The sequence below is a fragment of the Streptomyces sp. NPDC056128 genome (assembly GCF_042263835.1).
In the GTDB taxonomy this organism is placed as follows: domain Bacteria; phylum Actinomycetota; class Actinomycetes; order Streptomycetales; family Streptomycetaceae; genus Streptomyces.
The window spans coordinates 1-24647 of the sequence record NZ_JBHJVQ010000043.1 but is presented as its reverse complement, the minus strand read 5'-3'; the positions used below and the strand labels follow the sequence as shown (position 1 = coordinate 24647).

Below are 24647 nucleotides of genomic sequence, written 5' to 3'. Positions count from 1 at the left end.
TAGGATGGAGGGCATGGCCAAGACCAGTACGACGACCCAGGGGCTGCGAGCGGCGATCGAGCGCAGCGGCTACTACCCGGCCCTCGTGGCCGACGCGGTGGAGGCCGCCGTGGGCGGCGAGCCCGTGCGGTCGTACCTGGTCCACCAGGAGACGACGTTCGACCAGAACGAGGTGCGCCGGCACGTGACCGTGCTCGTGCTCACCGGCAACCGCTTCATCGTCAGCCACACCGACGAGCAGGCCGCCGACGACACCTCCCCGACGCCGTACGCCACGACGTCCACGGAGTCCGTCAAGCTCGGCCGGATCTCGTCCATCGTCGTCAGCCGCGTGGTCGCCAACCCGGAGCAGTACAAGCCGGGCACCCTGCCCCGCGAGATCGTGCTCACCATCGGCTGGGGCGCCGTCTCCAGACTCGACCTGGAGCCGGCCGCCTGCGGCGACCCCAACTGCGAGGCCGACCACGGCTACACGGGTAGCTCGACGGCCGACGACCTCAGCCTGCGCGTCAGCGAGGCCGGGGACGGCCCCGAGACGGTCCGCCAGGCGCTCACCTTCGCGCAGGCCCTCTCCGAGGCGACCGCGGAGACCGGCCGCTGATGGTGCAGTCCACCGCCTGGGACACCGACCCGGAACCGCTCCCCGTCGACTCCGCCCCCGTCCCCGAGTACGGCAGGGGCTCGCTCGCCGACCTGCTGCCCACCCTGGCCGCGGGACTCGGCGTCCCCGGCATGACCGCGGGCATCACCGAACTGACCCCGGCCGACCGGAACTGCGTCTTCCTGATCGACGGCCTCGGCTGGGAGCAGCTGCGGGCCCACCCGGACGAGGCCCCCTTCCTGTGCTCGCTCCTCGGCACCTCGCGCGGCGGCACCGGGCGTCCGATCACCGCCGGCTACCCGGCGACCACGGCGACCTCCCTCGCCTCCGTCGGCACCGGCCTGCCGCCGGGCGCCCACGGCCTGCCCGGATACACCGTGCGCGACCCGGCCACCGGCGCCCTGATGAACCAGCTGCGCTGGCAGCCGTGGACCGCGCCGGGCCCCTGGCAGCCGTACCCCACCGTCTTCCAACTCGCCCAGCAGGCGGGCGTGCACGCGGCGCAGGTCTCCTCCCCGACCTTCGCGAACACCCCGCTGACCAAGGTCGCGCTCAGCGGCGGCACCTTCCTCGGACAGCTCTCCGGCGAGGACCGGATGGACTGCGCCGCCGAGCAGCTGGCCGGCGCCGACCGCGCCCTCGTGTACACGTACTACGCCGAGGTCGACGGCGCCGGACACCGCTTCGGCGTCGACTCCGACACCTGGCGCGGCCAGCTCGGGCACGTCGACCGGCTCGTCCAGCGCCTCGCCGAGCAGCTGCCGCCGCGCAGCGCCCTCTACGTCACCGCCGACCACGGCATGGTCGACGTGCCCTTCGACGAGGACCACCGCATCGACTTCGACGAGGACTGGGAGCTGAAGGCGGGCGTCGCCCTCCTCGGCGGCGAGGGCCGCGCCCGGCACGTGTACGCCGTCCCGGGTGCCCGCAACGACGTGCTGACCTGCTGGCGCGAGGTGCTCGGCGAGCAGTTCTGGGTGGCGTCCCGGGACGAGGCGATCGAGGCGGGCTGGTTCGGCCCCCGGATCGACGACCGGGTGTACGACCGCATCGGCGACGTGGTCGCCGCCGCGCGCGACGACGTCCTGCTCATCGCCTCCGAGCGCGAGCCGAAGGAGTCGGCGATGGTCGGCAACCACGGTTCGATGACCCCTGCCGAGCAGCTCGTCCCCCTGCTCGAAGTACGCTCCTGACGCCCTGCCGCACACCCGACCCCGTTGCCGAAAGGTGCCCAACCCCTCATGCCCGAGCTGGTGTTCTTCTCCGGAACGATGGACTGCGGGAAGTCGACACTGGCTCTCCAGATCGAGCACAACCGCTCGGCGCGCGGACTCGCCGGGATGATATTCACCCGCGACGACCGCGCGGGCGAGGGCAAGCTCTCCTCGCGCCTCGGCCTGGTCACCGACGCGGCGGAGGTCAAGGACGGACAGGACCTGTACGCCCACGTCGTCGACCACCTCTCGCAGGGCGGGCGCGTGGACTACGTGATCGCGGACGAGGCGCAGTTCCTCGCGCCGGACCAGATCGACCAGCTCGCGCGCGTGGTCGACGATCTCGACATCGACGTGTACGCCTTCGGCATCACCACCGACTTCCGCTCCAAGCTCTTCCCCGGCTCCCAGCGCCTGGTCGAACTCGCCGACCGGGTCGAGGTGCTCCAGGTCGAGGCCCTGTGCTGGTGCGGCGCCCGCGCCACGCACAACGCCCGGACCGTGGGCGGCGTCATGGTCGTCGAGGGCGCCCAGGTGGTCGTCGGCGACGTCGCCCAGTCCCCCGACGAAATCGGCTACGAGGTGCTGTGCCGACGCCACCACCGACGCCGTACGACCGCGGCGACGGCCTGCGCGGCGGCCCTGTCGCCGGACGTGCTGCCGGTGTCACCCGCCTGAGGGACCCGTGGGGCTCGGCGCCCCGCCCTTCCGGTTCTGGAGCAGCGAGAACCGCGCCCCCTCCGGATCCGCGACCATGGCCGTCCGGCCCTGCGGCGAGTCCTGGACCGGCTCGACCACATGCCCGCCGAGCCCGACGAGCCGCTCCAGGGCCGCGTCCGCGTCGGCCACCTCGAAGTACGTCAGCCAGTGCGGCCCCCGTTCCCGGGGGAGCGCGTTGCCCAGACCGTGGATGCCGGCGACCGGGCGGCCGTCGAGGCGCAGGGTCACATGGTCGAAGCCGGCCGGGACCGCCGGCGCCGGCTCGAAGCCGAACACCGTCTCGTAGAACTTGGCGACGTTCGCCGTCTCAAACGTGATCAGTTCGTTCCACGCCGGGGTGCCGGGCACGCCCGTGACGGCGGTGCCGAGGTGCTCCGCAGCCTGCCAGACGCCGAAGACGGCGCCCGAAGGGTCCGAGGCGATGGCCAGCCGGCCGGCCTCGCCCGCGTCCAGCGGGCCGACGCCGACCGTGCCACCGCACAGGCGCACCGTCTCGGCCGTACGGTTCACGTCCTCGGAGGCGAAGTAGGGCGTCCACGCGATGGGGAGCTGGCGGTCCGGCGGCAGTTGGCCGATTCCCGCCACCTCGTACCCGTCGAGCAGGGCCCGCGCGTAGGGGCCCAGTTGCTGGGGTCCGGGCCGGAACTCCCAGCCGAACAGGCCCCCGTAGAAGTCATGGGTCGCGGCCGGTCCGTGCACCATCAGACTCACCCAGCAGGGTGCGCCGGGTGTGCGCCGGGCGTTCGTCTCGCCGTTCCGGCCGGCCGACCCCCGTGCGTCCGTCATCGTCACTCTCTTCTCGGCCCTCCGCGGGCCGTGCGTCCGCTTCCGCTCCGACGGACCCCGCGCCGATGCCGGCATCGGTCCCGGCGCCGTGCGCCTCGGGTGCGCTCGCGGGGCGGCCCGGCTGCCCGGGTGGTACAGCATGTGCCCGAACCCGCACGCCTCGTGATCGGTACTGTCCGGCGGGCAGAGTAGCCCGACATCGGCGCCTCGGCCACTCGGTACGCCAGGATGGGGCCATGAACGCCATCATCTCCGCATCCGAACTCCAGAAGGAGCTGGCGGGCGCCAACCCGCCCGTCCTGCTCGACGTCCGCTGGCAGTTGAGCACGGCCAGGGCGGCGGGCGCCGCGCCCTTCGACGGCCGGGCCGAGTACGCGGCCGGGCATCTTCCCGGCGCCGTCTACGTCGACCTGGACCGGGAACTCGCCTCCGCGGCCGGCGGGCGCGGCCGTCACCCCCTGCCGGACGTGGCCGAGTTCGGCGCGGCGATGCGCCGGGCGGGCGTGTCGTCGGGCCGGCCGGTCGTCGCCTACGACGGCGGACAGGGGTGGGCGGCGGCCCGCGCGTGGTGGCTCCTGCAGTGGACGGGTCACCCGAACGTGCGGGTTCTCGACGGCGGGTTGCCGGCCTGGGAGGCACCGCTGTCGACGGACGTCCCGGCCCCCGAGGAGGGCGACTTCGCCCCGTCGCCGGGCGCGTCGGGGCTGCTGGACGCGGACGGTGCCGCCGCGCTGGCCCGCTCCGGGGTGCTGTTCGACGCCCGCGCGGGGGAGCGTTACCGGGGCGAGGTCGAGCCGATCGATCCCGTCGGCGGCCACATCCCGGGTGCAGTGTCCGCACCGACGACGGACAACGTGGCGGCGGACGGCCGCTTTCTGCCCGCCGGGGAACTCCGGGCGCGTTTCAAGACACTCGGCGCCACGGAGGGCGACGAGGTCGGCGTCTACTGCGGCTCGGGCGTGTCGGGCGCCCACGAGGTGCTCGCCCTGGCGGTGGCGGGCATCCCGGCGGCGCTGTACGTGGGGTCGTGGTCGGAGTGGTCCTCGGACTCGTCCCGACCGGTCGCGGTGGGACCGGACCCGCAGTAGGGGCGCCGAGGGGCGTACAGGGCGGGGCCTGGTCGCCGGGCCTCGGAGCGGGGGCGGACGTCGGGCTCCGGGGCGCCGGTGACGGCTGTCGGCGGCGACTGGAGCGGACGGACGGCGCACGCGCGCGCGGCCGGGGCCGGCGGACGCAGGCGCGGCTGATGGCCCGTATCCGCGCCCGGGCCCTGGGCGGGGCAGCCGACCTCCGGGTCTCCGGGCCGGCCGAGGCCGGGCCGGGTGACACCGCGGCGACCGGCGCGACCGCCGGTGGCGGGGCCACCGCCTGGTGGCGGCGGGCGACGCGGACAGGGCGCACCCGACGGCAGACCGGTCGGCCCCGGGACCGAACAGCACAAGGGGGCCCGCGCACGGCACCGGGGCCGCACCCGCGTGGGCACGGCCCCGGTCCCGGACGTGAGGGTGCCTAGGGCCTGTCCGGCGGATCATGCCGCAGACGCGGGGTCTGGCACGCCCTCCCCCACTGCCTTAAAGGCGTGGGAGGTACCCCCAGCGGCGTTGTCGTCGGTTGCCAGGGCTCCGCCCTGTCGCCCTCCTCCGCCTTGCAGCTGGACGCACCAGACCCCGCTCACCGGCACCAATGAGGCACTGCGGCTTTCCTGCGCCCTGATCCGCCGGACAGGCCCTAGTCCTGCTTCTTGCGGCGGGTGCCGAAGACGATCTCGTCCCAGCTCGGCACCGCCGCGCGGCGGCCAGGGCGGACGCCGTCGGCCTCCGCCTGGCGGTCGGTGGAGCCGGTGAGGCGGTCGCGGTGGCTGGCCACCGAGCGCGGCATCAGCACGTCGGCGTAGGCGGAACCGGCCGACGCGGCGGGCGCCGGGGGCTCCTCCACCTCGGGCTCCTCGGCCGGTTCCTCCACCACCGGTTCCGGGGCGCGCTCGGGCACCACCAGGTCGCCCCGGAAGCTCGGTACGGCCTCCAGGAGGCTGGTGAGCGAGTCCCGTTCGCGTTCGGCGGAGGCGGTGGCCGTGGTCTCCTCGGCAGGCTCGGACGGCGGCGGGGGCAGGCTCGGCCGCTCCCGCTGCTCCCGGTCGAGGGAACGGTCCAGCGGCCGGTCGCGCGGCAGCCGGGCGATGCGCGGCACGAACGGGAAGCTGGGCTCGGCTGCGGCGAGGTCGTCGGACTCGCCGATCAGCGCGCGTGCCTCCGAGTCGACGGCCTGGACGAGCCGCCGGGGCGGGTCGTACGTCCAGCTCGCCGAGTGCGGTTCGCCGGCGACCACGTAGACCAGGAGCACTTCCCAGGTGCCGTCGTCGCGGCGCCAGGAGTCCCACTGGACGGTGTCCTTGTCGGCGCCGCGCAGCAGCAGCCGCTCCTGGACCGCCTCGCCGAGGGGCGGCCCGGAGTTCTCGCCGGGGCGGCGGACGGGGGTCTTGCGGGCCCGCTCCGCCATGAAGGCGCGCTCGGCCAGCACGGGACCCTCGAAGCGCCGTACGCGGTCGACGGGGATGCCGGCCATCTGGGCGACCTCTTCCGCGGTCGCGCCGGCACGTATACGCGCCTGGATGTCGCGGGGGCGGAGATGACTCTCCACCTCGATCTCGATCTGGCCGAGGCGGGGACGGTCGCCGCGCACGGCGACCCGGAGTCGTTCGTCGATCGGAAGCGTGTACTCCGTGCTGTCCGCAGCCTTCAGCACCAGCCGTGTGCCGTCATTCGAGACGGCCACGACACGCAGTTCGGGCATGGGGACCTCCCGGGTGGTGCCTGCCGACGTCACGTGCGTCGCTGCTTCCGCTCTGTCGAGTGTGGCCTGCCCGGGTGCAGCCTGCCACAACCTTGCCGAGTTGCCCGGCGTGTCGGGCGCGGGCCCTGGATCGCCGTTATGGCACGGTTACCTGTTCGCAACGCTAAGTGACCAACTCCGTCACCCTGTGCAACTAGCCCCCTCCCGGCGGTCCTTCAAGGCTCCGAACCCCCTGTCGGGAGACCGGACCCAGGGCTCGCAACAGTACTCCATTCGGGCCACGTGCGTGGATTGGCACGCCGCCCAACTTCTGGCAAGAGGGGGCACTTGGCCGCCCCCGCCGCGATTTCCGCGATCTTGGACGTGGCGTACTTCACGCAATCACCAGAAACGGAACTAATGGTTTCGGCCGCACGTCCCTTTCTCGTGCAGTTGATCGGTCCCGTAGGGGAAAGGCAGGCAAGGTCAGAGGATGCGTGAAAAGTCCGATGGCGCCGGGGAGGCGGACGTGCGTACGGAGGGGGAAACCAGGCGGATCGACCTGAGCGTGGCCCAGGTCGCGGGCAGCGCGCTGGCCGCGGTGGTGGCCGCCAAGCTCGCCTCCTCGTTCGGCGTCTACGGCACGATCCTGGGCGCCGGTGTGATCAGTGTGGTCGCCACGTGCGGGGGCTCGGTCCTCCAGCACTTCTTCAAACGCACCGGGGAACAGCTCCGGGTGAAGCGCACGGCCGCCGTCGCCCAGGGGGCGGGACACGGAGCGGCACCGGCTCCGGGCGAGTTCTCCAAGGGCACCGTCTACCGCGCGCGGACCACGGGCTGGAAGCGCCCGGTGCTCGCGGCCGCCCTCGTCTTCGGGGTCGCCATGGCCGGGATCACCACGTACGAGGTCGCCTCCGGCGAGAACCTGAGCGGCGGCCACCGCACCACCGTCGGCAACGCCCTCTCCGGCCACAACAAGTCCGCTTCGGATTCGGGAAACTCCGGTGAGTCCGGCGATCCCGACGACTCGGGCGACTCCGGGAACTCCGAGAACGGCAAGGGCGACCCGGGCGGTTCCGGGAACTCCGGCGACGACGGCTCGGGCGGCGACACCCCGGCCGCCACCCCGTCCGGCACCCCGAGCGGAACCGGCGACGACACCTCCTCGGGCGGCGACGCCGGGCAGGACGGCGGTACGGCGACCAGCCCGACGCCCACCCCGGACGCCACCGGGGACGAGGGCTCCGGCGACTCCGGGAGCCCGGCCCCCGACGACTCGGCTACGGCCCCAGCACCCGGCGCAAGTAGTCGTTCAGGAACAGACGGCCAGGGTCAAGGCGGTCCCGCAGCGCAGTGAACTCGCCGAAGCGCGGGTAGACCCGGGAGAGGTACTCGGCGTCCCGGGTGTGCACCTTGCCCCAGTGCGGCCGCCCCTCGTGCGCCGTGAAGATGCGCTCGGCGGCGGTGAAGTACGCCTGGTAGGGCGTGCCCCGGAACATGTGCACGGCGATGTACGCGCTGTCGCGGCCCGAGGCGGTGGACAGCGTGATGTCGTCGGCCGGGGCCGTGCGCACCTCGACCGGGAAGCTGATCCTGAGCCGTGACCGGTCGACCATCGCCTTGAGTTCGCGCAGCGTCTCGACGACCGCCTCGCGCGGAACGGCGTACTCCATCTCCACGAACCGCACCCGGCGCGGCGAGGTGAAGACCTTGTGCGGGGCGTCCGTGTACGTCCGCGCGGAGAGCGCCTTGCTGGAGAACCGGGCGATCGCCGGGATGGCGCCGGGGGCGGCGCGGCCGACCCAGTTGGCGGCCTGGAAGGCGCCGTTGGACAGGAACTCGTCCTCGAACCAGCCCTGGAGCCGGCCCACCGGCTGCTCCGGGCCGGCGCTGCGGTTGTTGCGCTTGGTGTTGGTGTTGCCGGTGTGCGGGAACCAATAGAACTCGAAGTGCTCGTTCTCGGTCCACAGTTCGTCGAAGTCGGCGAGGACCCGCTCGAAGGGCATCGGTTCCTCACGCGCGGTGAGCAGGAAGAGCGGCTCCACGGCGAAGGTGAGGGCGGTGACGACGCCCAGCGCGCCCAGGCCGATCCGGGCGGCGGCGAACACGTCGGGGTTCTCCCGCTCGGAACAGGTCAGCACCGAGCCGTCCGCGGTGACCATTTCCAGCCCCCGGATCTGGGCGGCGATCGAGGCCGACTCGCGGCCCGTGCCGTGGGTGCCGGTACTGGTGGCCCCGGAGACGGTCTGCTCCACGATGTCGCCCATGTTGGTCAGCGACAGCCCCTCACGCGCGAGGGCCAGGTTGAGCCGCTTGAGCGGAGTGCCGGCCTCGACCGTGACCGTCATGGCGGCACGGTCGATGTCGCGGATGCCCGTCAACAGTTGAGGGCGGATCAACAGGCCGTCGGTCGCCGCTATGGAGGTGAAGGAGTGCCCGGTGCCGACCGCCTTGACCCGCAGTCCCTCACCGGCCGCCGCGCGGACCGCGTCGGCCAGCTCCTCGACGGAGGCGGGAGTGACCTCCCGCGCGGGGCGGGCGGAGACGTTGCCGCCCCAGTTACGCCATGTGCCGTTCCGGCCGTTCGTCCTGCCGCTCGCCGTGCGTGTGCTGCTCAACGGTGCCTCCCCGACGCGGATCCGGCCGCTTGAGCCGGCGGTACCCGAGGAAACCGACCGCGACCGCGACGGCCCCGGCCACCGCCGGAACCCAGTACCCCGCACGCGCCCCGGAGGCGTCGATCACCCAGCCGCCGCCGGAGGAGCCGAGCGCGACCCCGACCGCGAGTCCGGTGCTCACCCAGGTCATGCCCTCGGTGAGCTGCGCGCGTGGTACGTGCTCTTCGATGAGGGACATCGTCGTGATCATCGTCGGAGCGATGGACAGACCCGCAACGAACAGCGCCGCGGCCAGAAACAGCAGGTTTCCGACCAGTAGCAGGGGGATCATACTCACGGCCATCGCGCACACGCCCAGCAGCCAGCGGCGCTCGGGCGGACCGGCGAAGCGCAGCAGGCCGAAGATCATGGCCGCCGTGCACGATCCCGCCGCGTACAGGGCGAGGACGAGGCTGGCGGCGGCCTTGTGCCCCTCCTCCTCGGCGAACGCCACGGTGACGACGTCGATGGCCCCGAAGATCGTTCCCGTGGCCGCGAACGTGCCGACCAGGACCTGGAGCCCGGGCGAGCGCAGCGCGGTGCCGCCGCCCTTGTGCTCGCGGGGGTGCGGTGCCGGCTCGGTGGCGCGCTGCGCGGTCAGCCAGAAGACGCCCGTCGCCAGGAAGCAGGCGGCGAGCAGCGGCCCGGCCTCCGGGAACCACGCCGTGGACAGGCCGATGGAGATGATCGGCCCGAAGATGAAGCAGATCTCGTCCACCACGGACTCGAAGGAGTACGCGGTGTGCAGCTGCGGGGTGCCCCGGTACAGGGCGGCCCAGCGGGCCCGGACCATCGCGCCGAGGCTCGGCACGCAGCCGATGCCGACGCAGGCCACGAACAGTACCCAGTCCGGCCACCCGTAGTGCGCGGCCGGCAGCAGCACCGCCGCCGCGGTCAGCGACACCAGGGTCGCCGGGCGCAGCACCCGCCGCTGCCCGTACCGGTCCACCAGACGGGAGACCTGCGGCCCCGCCACGGCGGCGGCGAGCGCGATGGTGGCCGACAGCGCCCCGGCCAGTCCGTACCGCCCGGTGAGCTGCGAGATCATGGTCACCACGCCGATGCCCATCATCGACAGCGGCATCCGGCCGAGGAAGCCCGCGGCGGAGAAGCCCTTGCTGCCGGGGGCGGCGAACAGGGCGCGGTAGGGGCTGGCCAACGAGGTCTCCGGAAAAGGCTCGGTAACACGCTCAGTAAGGTGCGAACACAGTCGATACAGATTACTCGCCGGAACGCCCGGAAACACCCCCGCGGACCTGGTGAAACGCACGGTCGGTACCCCGCCGTTTCCTCGCTGTCAGTGGCTGGTGGCAGGATCGAGACATGCCAGACGTGCTCGATGTCAGTCCGTACGACGCCCTGCTCCTGCTCTCGTTCGGCGGCCCGGAGGGCCCGCACGACGTGGTCCCCTTCCTGGAGAACGTGACGCGCGGGCGGGGCATCCCGAAGGAACGCCTCAAGGAGGTCGGGCAGCACTACTTCCTCTTCGGCGGTGTCAGCCCGATCAACGACCAGAACCGCGCCCTGCTGGACGCCCTCCGCAAGGACTTCGCCGAGCACGGCCTGGACCTGCCGGTCTACTGGGGCAACCGGAACTGGGCGCCGTACCTGACGGACACCCTGCGCGAGATGGTCCGCGACGGCCGCCGCCGGGTCCTGGTCCTCGCGACCAGCGCCTACGCCTCGTACTCGGGCTGCCGCCAGTACCGCGAGAACCTGGCGGACGCGCTGGCCGCCCTGGAGTCCGAGGGGCTGGAGCCGCCCCGGGTCGACAAGCTCCGGCACTACTTCAACCACCCGGGGTTCGTGGAGCCCATGGCCGACGGGGTGGTCCGGTCCCTCGCCGAGCTGCCCGAGGAGGTCCGCGACGGCGCGCACATCGCGTTCTCGACCCACTCGATCCCCACCTCGGCCGCGGACACCTCCGGTCCCGTCGAGGCACACGGTGACGGCGGGGCCTACGTCCGCCAGCACCTCGACGTCGCGCAGGTGATCGCCGACGCCGTCCGCGAGCGCACCGGCGTCGACCACCCCTGGCAGCTCGTCTACCAGTCGCGCTCCGGCGCCCCGCACATCCCGTGGCTGGAGCCCGACATCTGCGACCACCTGGAGGAGCGCCGCGCGGCCGGTGCGCCCGCCGTGGTGATGGCCCCCATCGGGTTCGTCTCCGACCACATGGAGGTCCTGTACGACCTCGACACCGAGGCCACCGCCAAGGCCGGGGAACTGGGGCTGCCGGTGCGCCGCTCGGCGACCGTCGGTGCCGACCCGCGGTTCGCGGCGGCGGTCCGCGACCTCGTCCTGGAGCGGGCCGCCGACGAGCGCGGCCAGGACGTCGCGCCGTGTGCCCTCGGCGCGCTCGGCGCGAGCCACCACCTGTGCCCGGTCGGCTGCTGCCCCGCCCGTGCCCCCCGGCCCGCCGCGGCGGGCGCCGACAGCCCCTACGCGTGAGGAAGCCCGTGACCGACCTGACGACCGACCCGCTCCACGCCGAGCTGCTGACGATCGCCCGGGAGGCCGCCCACCGCGCGGGCGCGCTGCTGCGCGACGGCCGTCCGGCCGACCTCGCGGTCGCCGCCACCAAGTCCAGCCCGATCGACGTGGTCACCGAGATGGACATCGCGGCGGAGAAGCTGATCACCGGCCTGATCGCCGAGCGCCGTCCCGAGGACGGCTTCCTCGGCGAGGAGGGCGCCGCCGCCGAGGGCACGAGCGGCGTCCGCTGGGTCATCGACCCGCTCGACGGCACGGTCAACTACCTGTACGGGCTGCCCACCTGGGCGGTCTCCATCGCCGCCGAGCAGGACGGCGAGCGGGTGGCGGCGGCGGTCGTGGCCCCGATGCGGGGCGAGGCCTACCACGCGGTGCTGGGCGGCGGAGCGTGGGCGACCGGGGCCTGGGAGGGCGAGCGCGCGCTCGCCTGCCGGCCCGCGGCCCCGCTGGACCAGGCGCTGGTCTCCACCGGCTTCAACTACGTCGCCGACGTCCGCGCGGAGCAGGCCGAGATCGCGCGGCGGCTCATCCCGCTGGTGCGCGACATCCGGCGCGGTGGCTCGGCCGCGATCGACCTGTGCGACGTGGCCGCGGGACGCCTCGACGGCTACTACGAACGCGGGCTGCACCCCTGGGACCTCGCGGCGGGCGACCTGATCGCCCGTGAGGCGGGCGCGGTGACCGGCGGACGCCCCGGTGAGCGCCCCTCCGGCACCCTGACCATCGCGGCCACCCCATCCATCTTCGAACCCCTCCAGCACCTGCTGACAGACTTCGGAGCGTAGGCCTCCGGCGGTGGATCAGGGGGGTGGCGGTCGGTCCCCCGGGCCGATCGACGCGGCGGGGCAGGCCCCGGCCGGGGCCATGGCTCCTGCGCGGTGCGCGGGTGGCCCCCCCCCGTGGCCCGGCAGGGCACCGGGCGACACCCCGGTGGGGAAAGCGAAGATGTCCGCGACGGCGGTCGCCCGCCAAGCGCTCCACCACCCGGCCCCGGGGCCGAGTGGCGCGGTGGCTCCGCCGGCCCCGCCGAGCGGGTCCTCGGCGGGCAGACTTGCCCAGGTCCTCGCCGACGCCGGGGCGTGGCAGGCCAGCCGTCGGCGTCGCGGGCCTCGGCTTTAGTCCGTGGCCCGCGCGCGCCGGGCCGGCCCCGCTGCCTCTCCGGGCGGCAGCGCATCCGCGCGCCACGAAACCGCCGCCGCTTCCCCGTGCGGCAGCGCAGCCGCGTACGACGAAACCCCGGCGCTGGATCGCCGGGGCTTCGTCATTCGTGGGTCGGTCAGGCGTTGGTCGCCCCTACCTCCACGCCGTGCTCGGCGGCGAGGCGGCGCAGGTCGTCGAGCTCTCCCAGTTCCACGTCGACAAGGAACTCGTCGCCCTCGTCTCGGGCCCGGGACAGGTCGGACTCGGTCGTCTGTATGCGCTGCAGAAGTCCTGCGGTGAAAGCGTCCATGCTGCGCCCCCTCGTCCTGGGTCGTGGGTCTTTGGCACGGGGGTGTGCCGTTCGGAAGGGGCGATCACGTCTCCGGTGGAGTGCCCAGCGCTGCCCTGCTGGGCGGCGACGGTGCCGGACACCCACGCCCGCTCTGCGGAAGCGGACCGCGGCGTACCGCGCGGTAACGCGGTACAGGCAGAGCGTGATCGCGGGGTGTAAAGCCGTCCTCCCCCCGCTCCTCTTCGCGGAAACCTCAACCGCGCGAGAAAATCCCGCATTCCCGCCTCCGGGACTTTCCGCGTCGCCGCCCCGTCTCCCGCCTTACAGCCGACTTATGGCCGAAAAGGGCAGGATGGAGGCAACACACCCACCAGGCCCCTGCCCTCGTGCGCCGACCAGCGCTACGCGGGTGGACACAGGAAGGACAAGCGACGTGCGCGTACTCGTCGTCGAGGACGAGCAACTGCTCGCCGATGCGGTGGCCACCGGACTGCGCCGGGAGGCCATGGCCGTCGACGTCGTGTACGACGGTGCGGCCGCCCTGGAGCGCATCGGCGTCAACGACTACGACGTGGTCGTCCTCGACCGCGACCTCCCCCTCGTGCACGGCGACGACGTGTGCCGCAAGATCGTCGAGCTGGGCATGCCCACGCGCGTGCTGATGCTCACGGCCTCCGGCGACGTCAGCGACCGCGTCGAGGGCCTGGAGATCGGCGCCGACGACTACCTGCCCAAGCCCTTCGCCTTCAGCGAGCTGATCGCCCGGGTGCGCGCCCTGGGCCGCCGCACCAGCGTGCCCCTGCCGCCCGTCCTGGAGCGCGCCGGGATCAAGCTGGACCCGAACCGCCGAGAGGTCTTCCGCGACGGCAAGGAGGTCCAGCTCGCCCCCAAGGAGTTCGCCGTGCTGGAGGTGCTCATGCGCAGCGAGGGCGCCGTGGTCTCCGCGGAGCAGCTCCTGGAGAAGGCCTGGGACGAGAACACCGACCCGTTCACCAACGTCGTGCGCGTGACCGTCATGACCCTGCGCCGCAAGCTGGGCGAGCCGCCCGTCATCGTCACCGTCCCCGGCTCCGGCTACCGGATCTGATCGGCCGTGGCGACCACACCCGCGCCCCCCGGGGCGCCGCCCAAGCCCACGTGGGACCCGCGCTCGGCCACCCCCCTGCCGTGGCTGCGCCCCACCATCCGGATACGGCTCACGCTGCTGTACGGCGGCATGTTCCTGATCGCCGGCATCCTGCTGCTGTCGATCATCTATCTGCTCGCCGCCCAGGCGGTGCGCACCGGCAACGAACCGCTGTACAAGATCGTCGACTTCACCGACCTCAGGGTCTCCAGCAGCGACTGTCCGGTCGTGGACAACGGCAACCTGTCGCTGTCCGCGTTCAACGCCGCGATCAGCGACTGCATAGACCACCAGCGCAAGGTCGCCCTGGACAACCTGCTCAGCCGTTCGCTGCTGGCGCTCCTCGGCCTCGCCGTGATCGCCTTCGCCTTCGGCTACGCCATGGCCGGGCGCGTCCTGTCGCCGCTGGGCCGGATCACCCGCACCGCCCGCGCGGTGGCGGGCTCCGACCTCTCCCGCCGGATCGAGCTGGACGGACCGGACGACGAGCTGAAGGAGCTGGCCGACACCTTCGACGACATGCTGGAGCGGCTGCAGCGGGCGTTCACCGCCCAGCAGCGCTTCGTCGGCAACGCCTCCCACGAGCTGCGCACGCCCCTGGCGATCAACCGCACCCTCCTGGAAGTGCACCTGTCCGATCCGAACGCCCCGGTGGAGCTCCAGCAGCTCGGCAAGACGCTGCTGGCCACCAACGAACGCAGCGAGCAACTCGTCGAGGGCCTGCTGCTCCTCGCCCGCAGCGACAACCAGATCGTCGAGCGCAAACCGGTGGACCTCGCCGAGGTGGCCGGCCAGGCCATCGACCAGGTGCACGCCGAGGCGGAGAGCAAGGGCGTGGAGGTCCGCGGCGCCCGCGAGGCCGCGGTGGTCCAGGGCAACGGCGTCCTGCTGGAGCGCATCGCCCTGAACCTCGTCCAGAACGCCGTGCGCTACAACGTGCCCGAGGACGGCTGGGTCGAGGTCACCACCTCTGTGGAGAACGGCCAGGCGGTCCTGGTGGTCACCAACACGGGCCCGGTCGTACCGGCGTACGAGGTCGACAACCTCTTCGAGCCGTTCCGGCGGCTGCGCACCGAGCGGACGGGCAGCGACAAGGGCGTGGGGCTCGGGCTCTCCATCGCGCGGTCCGTGGCCCGGGCGCACGGCGGGCACATCTACGCGCAGCCGCGCGAAGGCGGGGGACTCGTCATGCGCGTCACGCTGCCCGTCTGAGATCATGACCCCGACATCTCACCGAGACCCGAGGATGTTCGCTTTGAGCGGAATTTCCAGGCCAACGGCCCTGGAGTCGCGTGTGTGATCGATCACAGCAGCGGCTTTCGCGCCATCTACTCTCCGTGATCATGCACCCTGTCGGAAAGCCGGGAAAATCCCGGTTTTCAGGGGTCTTGATCACGGGAAGTACACGGTGAGACGCCTTTGAAGTGCGGTATTAGGACCGTGTACGGTCCCCATCGCCATCCAAGCCGATCACTCATGAGGGGTCCGGTTGGGTGTCGATTGAGTAACAGACCTTGATGTGAGGCAAAATCTCCGCCTCAGGTCGGGCACAAGTCCGGCCTCTCACGCGTTACGTGCGCTGGAGACACCGCAGACACCCAGAGGGGGAGAGCGACCATGGCAACCGATTACGACACTCCACGCAAGACCGACGACGACGTCGACTCGGACAGCCTCGAAGAGTTGAAGGCGAGGCGGAACGACAAGTCCGCCTCGGCCGTCGACGTCGACGAGTTCGAGGCCGCGGAAGGCCTCGAACTTCCCGGCGCCGACCTCTCGAACGAGGAGCTGGCGGTCCGTGTACTGCCGAAGCAGCAGGACGAGTTCACCTGCATGAGCTGCTTCCTGGTGCACCACCGCAGCCAGCTGGCCCGGGAGAAGAACGGCCAGCCCATCTGCCGCGACTGCGACTGAGGCGGGGTCGGCCGTGACCGGCTCGACCCCTCCCTGGAAGCGCCGCTTCTCCAAGCGGGGAGCGGACCAAGGACCGTCCGACGGTCCGTACAGCGCGCGTGACGACGAGCGAGGCACGACCGACTCCGGTACGGCCTCGCTCGAAGCAGTGGCCGGCCGGAGTGACCTCCCGGCGACCACGAACACCCCGGCGCCCGCTGCCCGGCGCCGGGCAGCGGCGTTCCGGGAAAAGGCCGGACAGAGCGTCCGCAATGGCGGCACCCGTGCCAGAGCCGCCCTGGGGCACCTCGCCGACCGGATCATCGATCTGGCCCCGCGCGTGCCCGTACGGGACCTGGCGACGCTGCGCAGGCAGTTCCCTGGCCTCGGCCCCGAAGAGCTCGCCGACCGCCTCGTGGCCGGCGCCGCCAAGGGCACCGCGACCGTGGGAGCCGGGATCGGCGCGGCCGCGATGATGCCCGTACCGCCCGCGATGCCCACCGAACTGGCCGCCGAGGTCACCGGCGTGGCGGCGATCGAGCTCAAGATGATCGCCGAACTCCACGAGGTCTACGGCGTACGTCCGCCCGGCGGACTCGGGCAGCGCAGCACCGCGTACCTGAACTCCTGGTCGGACGAACGCGGCGTCGACGTGTCCAAACCGTCGACCCTCGGCTCGGCGATGAACAGCCACATGAAGCGCCAGCTGCGCCAGCAGATCATGAAGCGGATGGTGCGCAACCTGCCGAACCTGATGCCCTTCATGGTGGGAGCGGCCGTAGGGGCCGTCATGAACCGGCGTGACACCAGAAAGCTCGCCGACAAGATCCGGGGCGACCTGCGCAAGCGCCAGGTCCCGTGGAGCGCCCTCGGCGACCTCCCGGCCCTGGAACGGCCCAAGGACGCCCTCGAGATGGGCGAGCTGGGCAGAGGGCCCGGACCCGGCGACCGGCCGGACCACTGACCACGCGCGCGCCCCCGCGCGCGTGCGGTCCGGCTACGCGGCCGCCTTCGCCGCCGTGAGGGCCTCGATCAGCCGCTCCGGCTCGCGCGTCGACAGGTACAGGTACGGAGTCGGGTCCTGCGGGTCCGTGACCACCACGCGCACGGCCCTCGGAATGTAGGCGCGCAGCAGCAGGAACGCCCGGGTGTCGGCCTTGTACGTGCGCCAGGCGCGGGCCTCCTCCGGATCGAGGACCTCCGCCTCGCCCAGCGCCGAGACCGGCACCCGCGCCTCGCCCGCGATCAACGAGTCGCCCACGACACGGATGCGGACCGCGCCGTACGAACTGGCCGCCACCGCCGCCACCGCGGTGCCGCCCACCAGGCCGCCCAGCATCGGCAGCGTGCCGAAGGGCAGCAGGATCAGCGCGAACGCGAGCCCCACCAGGAAGGAGACCAGCCACCAGGAGCGGGGCGCGGTGAGGCGTTCTTCGTACGGGGCGGGGGAGGGCTGCATGCACCAAGCTTGGCACGGTGGCGGTGTTCGGCCGACGCGCGGGTAAGGTCTGCGCCTGTGAGTGGTACTTCCCCAGGACTTCAGCCTCCCGCCGACGCCGTGAAACCCGTACGGCACCCCGACGCGCCCGCCCCCGGCGAGCTGCTCGGCGCCCACTACGGCCAGTGCTTCGGCTGCGGCGGCGACCAGCCCCACGGACTGCACCTCCAGGCGCGGGCCGGCGAGGGCGTGTCGATCACCGCCGAGTTCCTGGTCCGGCCCGCCCACCAGGGCGCGCCCGGTCTGGCGCACGGCGGCGTGCTCGCCACCGCCCTGGACGAGACCCTGGGCTCGCTGAACTGGCTGCTGCGGACGATCGCGGTGACCGGACGGCTGGAGACCGACTTCCGGCGGCCGGTGCCCGTGGACACCACGCTGTACCTGGAGGCCGAGGTGACCGCGGTGGCCGGCCGGAAGATCTACTCCACCGCCACCGGCCGGATCGGCGGGCCGGACGGGCCCGTGGCCGTCCGCGCCGACGCCCTGTTCATCGAGGTCAAGGTCGACCACTTCGTGAACCACGGCCGCGAGGAGGAGATCCGCGCGGCCATGGACGACCCCGACCAGATCCGCCGCACCCGTGCCTTCGAGGTGAACCCGTGACCCGCGCCGAGCTCGAGGTGCTGATCCGCCGCGTCGACCCCGACGTACCGCTGCCGACGTACGCGCAGCCCGGTGACGCGGGCGCCGACCTGCGCACCACCGTCGACTGCGCGCTGGCCCCCGGTGAGCGCGCCGTACTGCCCACCGGCGTGTCTGTGTCGCTCCCGGAGGGGTACGCGGGGTTCGTGCACCCACGTTCCGGACTGGCCGCGCGCTGCGGTGTCGCCCTCGTGAATGCCCCGGGGACGATTGATGCCGGGTACCGTGGGGAGATCAAGGTGATCGTGGTGAATCTCGACCCGCGCGAGACGGTGCGGTTCGAGCGCTTCGACCGGATTGCCCAACTGGTCGTCCAGCAGGTCGAGAAGGTCCGCTTCCGGCAGGTCGCGGAGCTTCCCGGCTCGGCGCGGGCCGAGGGGGGCTTCGGGTCCACCGGCGGCCACGCCGGGACGGACCGTGCAAGCGGCACAAGCGGTCAGGTCGCCGAGGGCGGCCCGACGGGTGGGAATCGATACGCTTCGGTCGTATCCGACCGGGAAGGACAGTGACGTGTTCGGACGTCGCAAGAAGAGGGATGCCGCCGAGGACGCGGCCGGCGAGACCGAGCAGGTCGTCGACAGCGTCGACACCGAGGCGGACGAAGAGCGCGAGCGCGTGCGGCTCGACCCCGAGCCCCGGCCCGACGGACCCTGGGACAGCACCGAGGTCCGCGACCCCGCCGAGGGGCGCGTGGACCTGGGCGGCATGTTCATCCCCGGGGTCGAGGGCATGGAACTGCGGGTGGAGGTCGCCGGAGACGCGATCGTCGCCGCGACCGTCGTGCTGCGCGACAGCGCCATCCAGCTCCAGGGATTCGCCGCGCCCAAGCGCGAGGGCATCTGGGGCGAGGTGCGCGAGGAGATCGGCTCCGGCATCACCCAGCAGGGCGGCATCATCGACGAGGTCGAGGGTCCGCTGGGCTGGGAGCTGCGGGCCCAGGTGCCGGTGCAGCTGCCGGACGGCACGGGCGGCTTCCAGGTCGTGCGGTTCGTCGGCGTGGACGGCCCCCGCTGGTTCCTGCGGGGCGTGATCTCGGGTCAGGGCGCGGTGCAGCCGCAGGCCGCGGGTCTGCTGGAGCAGATCTTCCGGGACACGGTCGTCGTCCGCGGTGAGGGCCCCATGGCCCCCCGTGACCCGATCGTCCTCAAGCTGCCGGACGACGCGCAGATGGTCCCCGAGGGTGTCCAGCAGGAAGAGGGCTCCCGCTTCTCCGGAGGCATGGGCCAGCTCCAGCGTGGACCGGAGATCACCGAGGTCCGCTAGGTAAAAACTTCGTGCGGTTCTTCCGTACGCGCGCCATCAGGGCCGCGTCCCCAGGGGGATGCGGCCCTTCGCGCCGCGGGCCCGGCGGGACGGTGGCGCCGGGCCGTTGAATCCGGCGGCCTCCGCTGGCGATACTGGCGCCCGGTCGTCCGGCGGGGGAGGGGCTCATGAGCCAGGTGGTGGTCACCGAGACCATGGTGCGGGTCGAGGACGTGCGCAAGTCGTACGCCCAGGGGACCGCCGTCGTGCACGCCCTGCGCGGCGTCTCCTTCGAGGTGCCGCGGGGCGAGTTGGTCGCCCTCAAGGGGCGGTCGGGGTCGGGCAAGACCACCCTGCTCAACATCGTCGGCGGACTCGACGTACCGGACGCCGGACGGATCGAGGTGGACGGCCGTGACCTGGCGGACCTGGACGAGGAGGGGCTGCTCGCCCTGCGCCGGGACCGCGTCGGCTTCGTCTTCCAGTCCTTCGGGCTCATCCCCATCCTCACCGCCGCCGAGAACGTGGGCGTGCCGATGCGGCTGCGCCGGGCCGCGCCCCGCGAGCGCGAGGAGCGCGTCGGGCTGCTGCTCTCCCTGGTGGGCCTCGCCGACCACGCGGCCCAGCGGCCCGGCGAGCTGTCCGGCGGGCAGCAGCAGCGGGTGGCCATCGCCCGCGCCCTCGCCAACAACCCCGCGCTGCTGATCGCCGACGAGCCCACCGGCCAGTTGGACGCCGAGACGGGGCACGCCGTGATGGAGCTGCTGCGGGCCGTCGTACGCAGCGAAGGGGTCACCGCCCTGGTCGCCACCCACGACGCCACCCTCCTCGACCTCGCCGACCGGGTGCTCGAACTGCGGGACGGGGAGATCGTCGGGCGGTGACGCCGGGCGTCAGGGTTCCGTCAAAGACGGCCCGCAACCGCACCCCGCCCCGTTATGTCGCGTTTGTGGGCCGTAAGGTCGACGCTGCGCAATCAGCGGTGACCGGAAGACAATGAGGCCATGGGACGCGGCAAGCTTCGGATCTACCTCGGCGCGGCTCCGGGCGTCGGAAAGACGTACGCGATGCTCGCCGAGGCGCACCGCCGCGTCGAGCGGGGCACGGACTGCGTGGTCGCCTTCGTCGAGCACCACGGCCGGGCCCGCACCGAGGTGATGCTGCGCGGCCTGGAGCAGGTGCCGCGCCGGGAGCTGGAGTACCGCGGCGGCACCTTCACGGAGCTGGACCTGGACGCCGTACTGGCCCGGAAGCCGCAGGTCGCCCTCGTGGACGAACTGGCGCACACCAATGTCCCCGGCGTGCGCAACGCCAAGCGCTGGCAGGACGTCGAGGAACTGCTGGCCGCCGGGATCGACGTGGTCTCGACCGTCAACATCCAGCACCTGGAGTCACTCGGCGACGTCGTGGAGTCGATCACCGGCGTACGGCAGCGGGAGACCGTGCCGGACGAGGTGGTGCGGCGCGCGGACCAGACCGAGCTGGTCGACATGTCGCCCCAGGCGCTGCGCCGGCGCATGGCGCACGGCAACATCTACCAGCCCGACAAGGTCGACGCGGCCCTGTCCAACTACTTCCGCCCCGGCAACCTCACCGCCCTGCGGGAACTGGCCCTGCTCTGGGTGGCCGACCGGGCCGACGAGTACCTCCAGCAGTACCGCAGCGAGCACCGCGTCTCGAAGATCTGGGGTTCGCGCGAGCGCATCGTGGTCGGCCTGACCGGCGGTCCCGAGGGCCGCACGCTGATACGGCGGGCCGCGCGCCTCGCCGAGAAGGGCGCCGGCGGCGAGGTGCTGGCCGTGTACATAGCCCGCAGCGACGGGCTGACCTCGGCGTCCCCGAAGGAGCTGGCCCTCCAGCGCACCCTCGTCGAGGACCTCGGCGGCACCTTCCACCACGTCCTGGGCGACGACATACCCGCCGCCCTCCTCGACTTCGCGCGCGGCGTCAACGCCACCCAGATCGTCCTCGGCTCCTCGCGCCGCAAGACGTGGCAGTACGTCTTCGGCCCCGGCGTCGGCGCCACGGTCGCCCGCGAGTCCGGCCCCGACCTGGACGTCCACATCGTGACCCACGAGGAGGTCGCCAAGGGCCGCGGACTCCCGGTGGCCAGGGGCGCGCGCCTGGGCCGCTCCCGGATCGTCTGGGGCTGGTTCACCGGCCTGGGCGGGCCGGTGCTGCTGACCCTGCTGCTCAGCGCCGTGCCCCTCGGGCTCGCCAACGACGTCCTGCTCTACCTCGCGCTGACGGTGGCCGCCGCGCTGCTCGGCGGGCTGTACCCGGCGCTCGCCTCGGCCGCGGTCGGCTCGGTGCTGCTGAACTGGTTCTTCACACCCCCGGTCAACCGGATCACCATCGCCGACCCCAGGAACATCCTTGCGCTCGCCATATTCGTCGGCGTCGCGCTCTCCGTGGCCTCGGTCGTCGACCTCGCGGCCCGCCGCACCCACCAGGCCGCCCGGCTGCGTGCCGAGTCCGAGATCCTCTCCTTCCTGGCCGGCGACGTCCTGCGCGGCGAGACCAGCCTGGAGACGCTCCTCGAACGGGTGCGTGAGACCTTCGGCATGGAGTCGGCCGCGCTGCTGGAGCGGGAGAGCGACGTGGCGCCCTGGACCTGCGCCGGGCGTGCCGGGTCCGGGCCCCCGGTGGAGCGACCGGAGGACGCGGACGTGGACATGCCGGTCGGGGACCACATGGCCCTCGCGCTGACCGGCCGCGTGCTGCCCGCCGAGGACCGCCGGGTGCTGGCCGCCTTCGCCTCCCAGGCCGCCGTCGTCCTGGACCGGCGCCGGCTGCGCGAGGAGGCCGACCGGTCCAGGGCGCTGGCCGAGGGCAACCGCATCCGCACCGCGCTGCTCGCCGCCGTCAGCCACGACCTGCGCACCCCGCTGGCCGGGATCAAGGCCGCGGTCACCAGCCTCAGGTCCGACGACGTCGCCTGGTCCGAGGAGGATCAGGCGGAGCTGCTCGAGGGCATCGAGGCGGGCGCCGACCGCCTCGACCACCTCGTCGGCAACCTGCTCGACATGTCCCGCCTCCAGACCGGCACGGTCACCCCGCTGATCCGCGAGATCGACGTGGACGAGGTGGCGCCGATGGCGCTCGGCGGGGTGCCCGAGGGGAGCGCGGAGCTGGACATCCCGGAGACGCTGCCCATGGTCGCCGTGGACGCCGGGCTCCTGGAGCGCGCGCTGGCCAACCTGGTGGAGAACGCCGTCAAGTACAGCCCGGACGACCGGGGCGTCCTGGTCACCGCCAGTGCCCTCGCGGACCGCGTCGAGATAAGGATCGTCGACCGGGGACCCGGGGTGCCGGACGAGGCGAAGGACCGCATCTTCGAGCCCTTCCAGCGCTACGGCGACGCCCCGCGCGGAGCGGGTGTCGGGCTCGGGCTGGCCGTGGCCAGGGGCTTCGCCGAGGCGATGGGCGGCACCCTGAACGCGGAGGACACCCCCGGCGGCGGCCTCACCATGGTTCTCACCCTCCGCGCGGCGGGATCACCCGCAGCGACCCCCCACCGCGCGCCGGCAGAAAGGCAGGCCGCCCGATGCTGAACCCGACTGGGGGAGACCCCCAGACCCCCACGAGGGTGCTCGTGATCGACGACGAACCGCAGATCGTGCGGGCCCTCGTCATCAACCTCAAGGCGCGCCACTACGAGGTCGACGCCGCCCACGACGGGGCGGGCGCCCTCCAGCTGGCCGCCGCCCGCCACCCCGACGTGGTCGTCCTCGACCTGGGCCTGCCCGACATGGACGGCGTCGAGGTGATCAAGGGCCTGCGCGGCTGGACCCGGGTGCCGATCCTGGTGCTGTCCGCCCGCCACTCCTCCGACGAGAAGGTCGAGGCGCTGGACGCCGGCGCCGACGACTACGTCACCAAGCCCTTCGGCATGGACGAGCTGCTGGCCCGGCTGCGGGCCGCCGTACGCCGCGCCGAACCGGTCCCCGGCGACGGGGACGACGTGATCGTGGAGACCGAACGGTTCAGCGTCGACCTGGCCGCGAAGAAGGTCCACCGGGACGGGAGGGACGTACGCCTGACGCCCACCGAGTGGCACCTGCTGGAGGTACTGGTGCGCAACACGGGGCGCCTGGTCAGCCAGAAACAGCTGCTCCAGGAGGTGTGGGGGCCGTCGTACGGGACGGAGACCAACTACCTGCGGGTCTACATGGCCCAGCTGCGCCGCAAACTGGAGGCGGACCCCGCGCACCCGCGGCACTTCATCACCGAGCCCGGCATGGGCTACCGCTTCGAAAAGTGAGCCTCGCCATCCCTTCCCCGGAGGGTGCGTGCCTGTCGGCGGGCCCCGGTACGCTTCACATATGAGTGCTGCTCCGCGTTCCGACAAGCCGGTGGGCCGGTTCCGGCGCATGTTCGACCGGCTCTCCTCGTCGCAGGAGGACCTGGAGTCGGAGGAACTGCGCGAGGACGCCGACACCGCCGGCTGCACCCGCATCTGCGACTGCCAGGACCGGCAGGTCGTGTCGGTTACTGGTACCTTGCGCACGGTCACTCTGCGACCGCGCGCGGGCGTTCCGGCCCTGGAGGCCGAGCTGTTCGACGGTTCCGCGGCCTTGGACGTGGTGTGGCTGGGCAGACGCTCCATCGTGGGCATAGAGCCGGGGCGCAAGCTCATCGCATCGGGCCGGATCTCGATGAGCCGGGGCCGCCGGGTGCTCTTCAACCCGAAATACGAACTGAGACCCCTCGGACGGGAGTAGCCGGTGACGTCGCTCGACAAGCCGACCGAAGAGAAAGAGGCGGACGACTCCCGGGCGGTGACCGAGGCCGCGCTGTTCGAGGCGTTCGGCGGCGTGCGGGGCATGGTCGAGACGGTGCTGCCGGGCCTGCTCTTCGTCACCATCTTCACGCTCAACAACGACCTGCACATGTCCGCGATCGCGGCGCTCGCCGTGTCGCTGATCCTGGTCGTGGTGCGGCTGGTGATGAAGGACACCGTGAAGCACGCCTTCAGCGGCGTCTTCGGCGTCGCCTTCGGTGTGGTCTTCGCGATGATGACCGACAACGCCAAGAACTTCTATCTGCCGGGCATGCTCTACACCCTCGGCCTGGCCACGGCGTACATCGTCACCTCGCTGGCCGGAGTGCCGCTGATCGGCCTGATCCTCGGCCCGGTCTTCAAGGAGAACCTCTCCTGGCGCACCCGCAACCCGGGCCGCAAGAAGGCGTACACCAAGGCCAGCTACGCCTGGGGCCTGATCCTGCTCGGCAAGAGCGCGATCCTCTTCCCGCTGTATTGGTGGGCGGACACCGAGCAGCTCGGCTGGGTCCTGGTCACCCTGAAGATCCCGCCCTTCCTGCTCGCCGTCTGGCTGACCTGGGTCTTCCTGGCCAAGGCACCGGCCCCGATCGACGTCTTCGCGGAGATGGAGGCGGCCGAGGAGGCGGAGAAGGCCGAGAAGGAGCGGGCGGAGCGCGAGAAGGCCGCCGTGTGGCAGCCCGCGGACGCCGAGAGCGACGCCGCCGACACGCACGGCGGCAGACACCGCAAGAGCTGACGGTCCAGCGCCGTCCACACCTGTGGCGGTACGACGGTGGGGGCGCCCGGAG

The 24647-nt window shown here is 72.5% G+C and carries 25 protein-coding genes; 19 read left to right on the top strand and 6 right to left on the bottom strand.

Features of this window, described 5'->3' with window-relative positions; genetic code table 11:
* Positions 1-4 precede the first annotated feature (4 nt).
* Genes ACFC1X_RS38150 through ACFC1X_RS38140 form a run of 3 tightly spaced genes read left to right on the top strand, consistent with a single transcriptional unit; the run spans position 5 to position 2493 of the window.
* A complete protein-coding gene (locus tag ACFC1X_RS38150; protein ID WP_376363483.1) occupies positions 5-601 on the top strand; it encodes a DUF5998 family protein in 597 nt (198 codons plus the stop codon).
* The gene (locus ACFC1X_RS38145; RefSeq protein ID WP_376363480.1) at positions 601-1794 is read left to right on the top strand and encodes an alkaline phosphatase family protein; all 1194 of its coding nucleotides are present in this window, start codon (positions 601-603) and stop codon (positions 1792-1794) included. The genes ACFC1X_RS38150 and ACFC1X_RS38145 overlap by 1 nt, the downstream gene beginning before the upstream one ends.
* Before the next feature lie 48 nt (positions 1795-1842).
* Positions 1843-2493 (top strand): thymidine kinase, encoded by a 651-nt coding sequence (locus ACFC1X_RS38140; protein WP_376363477.1) that lies wholly within the window; start codon positions 1843-1845, stop codon positions 2491-2493.
* Here ACFC1X_RS38140 and ACFC1X_RS38135 read toward each other — a convergent pair.
* Positions 2482-3321 carry a VOC family protein gene (locus ACFC1X_RS38135; RefSeq protein ID WP_376363474.1) on the bottom strand — a complete coding sequence of 280 codons (840 nt, stop codon included), beginning with the start codon at positions 3319-3321 and terminating at the stop codon, positions 2482-2484. The two genes, ACFC1X_RS38140 and ACFC1X_RS38135, sit on opposite strands and share 12 nt — an antisense overlap.
* Before the next feature lie 236 nt (positions 3322-3557).
* Here ACFC1X_RS38135 and ACFC1X_RS38130 point away from each other — a divergent pair, with 236 nt between their 5' ends.
* Positions 3558-4409 (top strand): sulfurtransferase, encoded by an 852-nt coding sequence (locus ACFC1X_RS38130; protein ID WP_376363471.1) that lies wholly within the window; start codon positions 3558-3560, stop codon positions 4407-4409.
* Positions 4410-5049: 640 nt separating this feature from the next.
* On the opposite strand, the gene sepH is transcribed toward ACFC1X_RS38130, so the two are convergent.
* Positions 5050-6111, bottom strand: a complete 1062-nt coding sequence (gene sepH, locus ACFC1X_RS38125; RefSeq protein ID WP_376363469.1) for a septation protein SepH — start codon at positions 6109-6111, stop codon at positions 5050-5052.
* Between the two features lie 472 nt (positions 6112-6583).
* Here sepH and ACFC1X_RS38120 point away from each other — a divergent pair, with 472 nt between their 5' ends.
* Positions 6584-7447, top strand: a complete 864-nt coding sequence (locus ACFC1X_RS38120; RefSeq protein ID WP_376363466.1) for a hypothetical protein — start codon at positions 6584-6586, stop codon at positions 7445-7447.
* Here the strand turns inward: ACFC1X_RS38120 and ACFC1X_RS38115 are convergent.
* A complete protein-coding gene (locus tag ACFC1X_RS38115) occupies positions 7371-8708 on the bottom strand; it encodes a D-arabinono-1,4-lactone oxidase (RefSeq protein ID WP_376363463.1) in 1338 nt (445 codons plus the stop codon). The genes ACFC1X_RS38120 and ACFC1X_RS38115 overlap by 77 nt on opposite strands.
* Complete coding sequence (locus ACFC1X_RS38110) at positions 8650-9906, bottom strand: MFS transporter (protein WP_376363460.1); 1257 nt, start codon at positions 9904-9906, stop codon at positions 8650-8652. Before ACFC1X_RS38110 ends, ACFC1X_RS38115 begins: the two co-directional genes overlap by 59 nt.
* A gap of 164 nt (positions 9907-10070) precedes the next feature.
* Here ACFC1X_RS38110 and ACFC1X_RS38105 point away from each other — a divergent pair, with 164 nt between their 5' ends.
* Together ACFC1X_RS38105 and ACFC1X_RS38100 are read left to right on the top strand one after the other, a co-directional pair.
* Complete coding sequence (locus ACFC1X_RS38105) at positions 10071-11198, top strand: ferrochelatase (protein ID WP_376363457.1); 1128 nt, start codon at positions 10071-10073, stop codon at positions 11196-11198.
* Between the two features lie 8 nt (positions 11199-11206).
* A complete protein-coding gene (locus ACFC1X_RS38100) occupies positions 11207-12025 on the top strand; it encodes an inositol monophosphatase family protein (RefSeq protein WP_376363454.1) in 819 nt (272 codons plus the stop codon).
* 491 nt (positions 12026-12516) lie between these two features.
* Here the strand turns inward: ACFC1X_RS38100 and ACFC1X_RS38095 are convergent, their stop codons facing one another.
* Positions 12517-12690, bottom strand: coding sequence for a hypothetical protein (locus ACFC1X_RS38095; protein ID WP_376363451.1), 174 nt, complete (start codon positions 12688-12690; stop codon positions 12517-12519).
* Positions 12691-13105: 415 nt separating this feature from the next.
* Here ACFC1X_RS38095 and ACFC1X_RS38090 point away from each other — a divergent pair, with 415 nt between their 5' ends.
* The 4 genes from ACFC1X_RS38090 to ACFC1X_RS38075 all read left to right on the top strand — a co-directional run bounded on the left by ACFC1X_RS38090 (position 13106) and on the right by ACFC1X_RS38075 (position 16655).
* Positions 13106-13759 (top strand): response regulator transcription factor, encoded by a 654-nt coding sequence (locus ACFC1X_RS38090; protein ID WP_003993508.1) that lies wholly within the window; start codon positions 13106-13108, stop codon positions 13757-13759.
* Positions 13760-13765: 6 nt separating this feature from the next.
* On the top strand, positions 13766-15010 hold the full coding sequence (locus ACFC1X_RS38085; RefSeq protein ID WP_376363447.1) for a sensor histidine kinase: 1245 nt from the start codon (positions 13766-13768) through the stop codon (positions 15008-15010).
* 405 nt (positions 15011-15415) lie between these two features.
* A complete protein-coding gene (locus ACFC1X_RS38080; protein WP_003993510.1) occupies positions 15416-15712 on the top strand; it encodes a DUF4193 domain-containing protein in 297 nt (98 codons plus the stop codon).
* Between the two features lie 13 nt (positions 15713-15725).
* Positions 15726-16655 (top strand): hypothetical protein, encoded by a 930-nt coding sequence (locus tag ACFC1X_RS38075; protein WP_376363444.1) that lies wholly within the window; start codon positions 15726-15728, stop codon positions 16653-16655.
* A gap of 33 nt (positions 16656-16688) precedes the next feature.
* On the opposite strand, the gene ACFC1X_RS38070 is transcribed toward ACFC1X_RS38075, so the two are convergent.
* A complete protein-coding gene (locus ACFC1X_RS38070; protein WP_376363441.1) occupies positions 16689-17150 on the bottom strand; it encodes a DUF3093 domain-containing protein in 462 nt (153 codons plus the stop codon).
* 57 nt (positions 17151-17207) lie between these two features.
* Between ACFC1X_RS38070 and ACFC1X_RS38065 the strand changes: the two genes are divergently transcribed.
* The 8 genes from ACFC1X_RS38065 (at position 17208) to ACFC1X_RS38030 (ending at position 24595) form a co-directional block, all read left to right on the top strand.
* The gene (locus ACFC1X_RS38065) at positions 17208-17792 is read left to right on the top strand and encodes a PaaI family thioesterase (protein WP_064730235.1); all 585 of its coding nucleotides are present in this window, start codon (positions 17208-17210) and stop codon (positions 17790-17792) included.
* Positions 17789-18340, top strand: a complete 552-nt coding sequence (dut, locus tag ACFC1X_RS38060) for a dUTP diphosphatase (RefSeq protein ID WP_122618455.1) — start codon at positions 17789-17791, stop codon at positions 18338-18340. The genes ACFC1X_RS38065 and dut overlap by 4 nt, the downstream gene beginning before the upstream one ends.
* 1 nt (position 18341) lies before the next feature.
* Positions 18342-19094 (top strand): DUF3710 domain-containing protein, encoded by a 753-nt coding sequence (locus tag ACFC1X_RS38055; RefSeq protein ID WP_376363437.1) that lies wholly within the window; start codon positions 18342-18344, stop codon positions 19092-19094.
* Between the two features lie 167 nt (positions 19095-19261).
* Positions 19262-19957, top strand: a complete 696-nt coding sequence (locus ACFC1X_RS38050; RefSeq protein ID WP_376363434.1) for an ABC transporter ATP-binding protein — start codon at positions 19262-19264, stop codon at positions 19955-19957.
* A 120-nt stretch (positions 19958-20077) separates the two neighbouring features.
* Entirely contained in the window at positions 20078-22627 is a 2550-nt protein-coding gene (locus ACFC1X_RS38045) for an ATP-binding protein (RefSeq protein WP_376363431.1), read from the top strand.
* Positions 22621-23337 carry a response regulator gene (locus ACFC1X_RS38040; protein WP_234958513.1) on the top strand — a complete coding sequence of 239 codons (717 nt, stop codon included), beginning with the start codon at positions 22621-22623 and terminating at the stop codon, positions 23335-23337. Before ACFC1X_RS38045 ends, ACFC1X_RS38040 begins: the two co-directional genes overlap by 7 nt.
* A gap of 61 nt (positions 23338-23398) precedes the next feature.
* Positions 23399-23797, top strand: coding sequence for an OB-fold nucleic acid binding domain-containing protein (locus tag ACFC1X_RS38035; protein ID WP_376363427.1), 399 nt, complete (start codon positions 23399-23401; stop codon positions 23795-23797).
* Between the two features lie 3 nt (positions 23798-23800).
* A complete protein-coding gene (locus tag ACFC1X_RS38030; RefSeq protein WP_376363424.1) occupies positions 23801-24595 on the top strand; it encodes a DUF3159 domain-containing protein in 795 nt (264 codons plus the stop codon).
* Positions 24596-24647 lie beyond the last annotated feature (52 nt).

What these genes read in the sequence shown, in the direction of transcription:
- ACFC1X_RS38050 (WP_376363434.1), top strand. Translation starts at nt 19,262, where the DNA reads ATGAGCCAGGTGGTGGTCACCGAGACCATGGTGCGGGTCGAGGACGTG.
- ACFC1X_RS38130 (WP_376363471.1), top strand. Translation starts at nt 3,558, where the DNA reads ATGAACGCCATCATCTCCGCATCCGAACTCCAGAAGGAGCTGGCGGGC.
- ACFC1X_RS38135 (WP_376363474.1), bottom strand. Translation starts at nt 3,321, where the DNA reads ATGACGGACGCACGGGGGTCGGCCGGCCGGAACGGCGAGACGAACGCC.
- ACFC1X_RS38120 (WP_376363466.1), top strand. Translation starts at nt 6,584, where the DNA reads ATGCGTGAAAAGTCCGATGGCGCCGGGGAGGCGGACGTGCGTACGGAG.
- ACFC1X_RS38080 (WP_003993510.1), top strand. Translation starts at nt 15,416, where the DNA reads ATGGCAACCGATTACGACACTCCACGCAAGACCGACGACGACGTCGAC.
- ACFC1X_RS38145 (WP_376363480.1), top strand. Translation starts at nt 601, where the DNA reads ATGGTGCAGTCCACCGCCTGGGACACCGACCCGGAACCGCTCCCCGTC.
- ACFC1X_RS38150 (WP_376363483.1), top strand. Translation starts at nt 5, where the DNA reads ATGGAGGGCATGGCCAAGACCAGTACGACGACCCAGGGGCTGCGAGCG.
- ACFC1X_RS38105 (WP_376363457.1), top strand. Translation starts at nt 10,071, where the DNA reads ATGCCAGACGTGCTCGATGTCAGTCCGTACGACGCCCTGCTCCTGCTC.
- sepH (WP_376363469.1), bottom strand. Translation starts at nt 6,111, where the DNA reads ATGCCCGAACTGCGTGTCGTGGCCGTCTCGAATGACGGCACACGGCTG.
- ACFC1X_RS38040 (WP_234958513.1), top strand. Translation starts at nt 22,621, where the DNA reads ATGCTGAACCCGACTGGGGGAGACCCCCAGACCCCCACGAGGGTGCTC.
- ACFC1X_RS38045 (WP_376363431.1), top strand. Translation starts at nt 20,078, where the DNA reads ATGGGACGCGGCAAGCTTCGGATCTACCTCGGCGCGGCTCCGGGCGTC.
- ACFC1X_RS38140 (WP_376363477.1), top strand. Translation starts at nt 1,843, where the DNA reads ATGCCCGAGCTGGTGTTCTTCTCCGGAACGATGGACTGCGGGAAGTCG.
- ACFC1X_RS38035 (WP_376363427.1), top strand. Translation starts at nt 23,399, where the DNA reads ATGAGTGCTGCTCCGCGTTCCGACAAGCCGGTGGGCCGGTTCCGGCGC.
- ACFC1X_RS38070 (WP_376363441.1), bottom strand. Translation starts at nt 17,150, where the DNA reads ATGCAGCCCTCCCCCGCCCCGTACGAAGAACGCCTCACCGCGCCCCGC.
- ACFC1X_RS38095 (WP_376363451.1), bottom strand. Translation starts at nt 12,690, where the DNA reads ATGGACGCTTTCACCGCAGGACTTCTGCAGCGCATACAGACGACCGAG.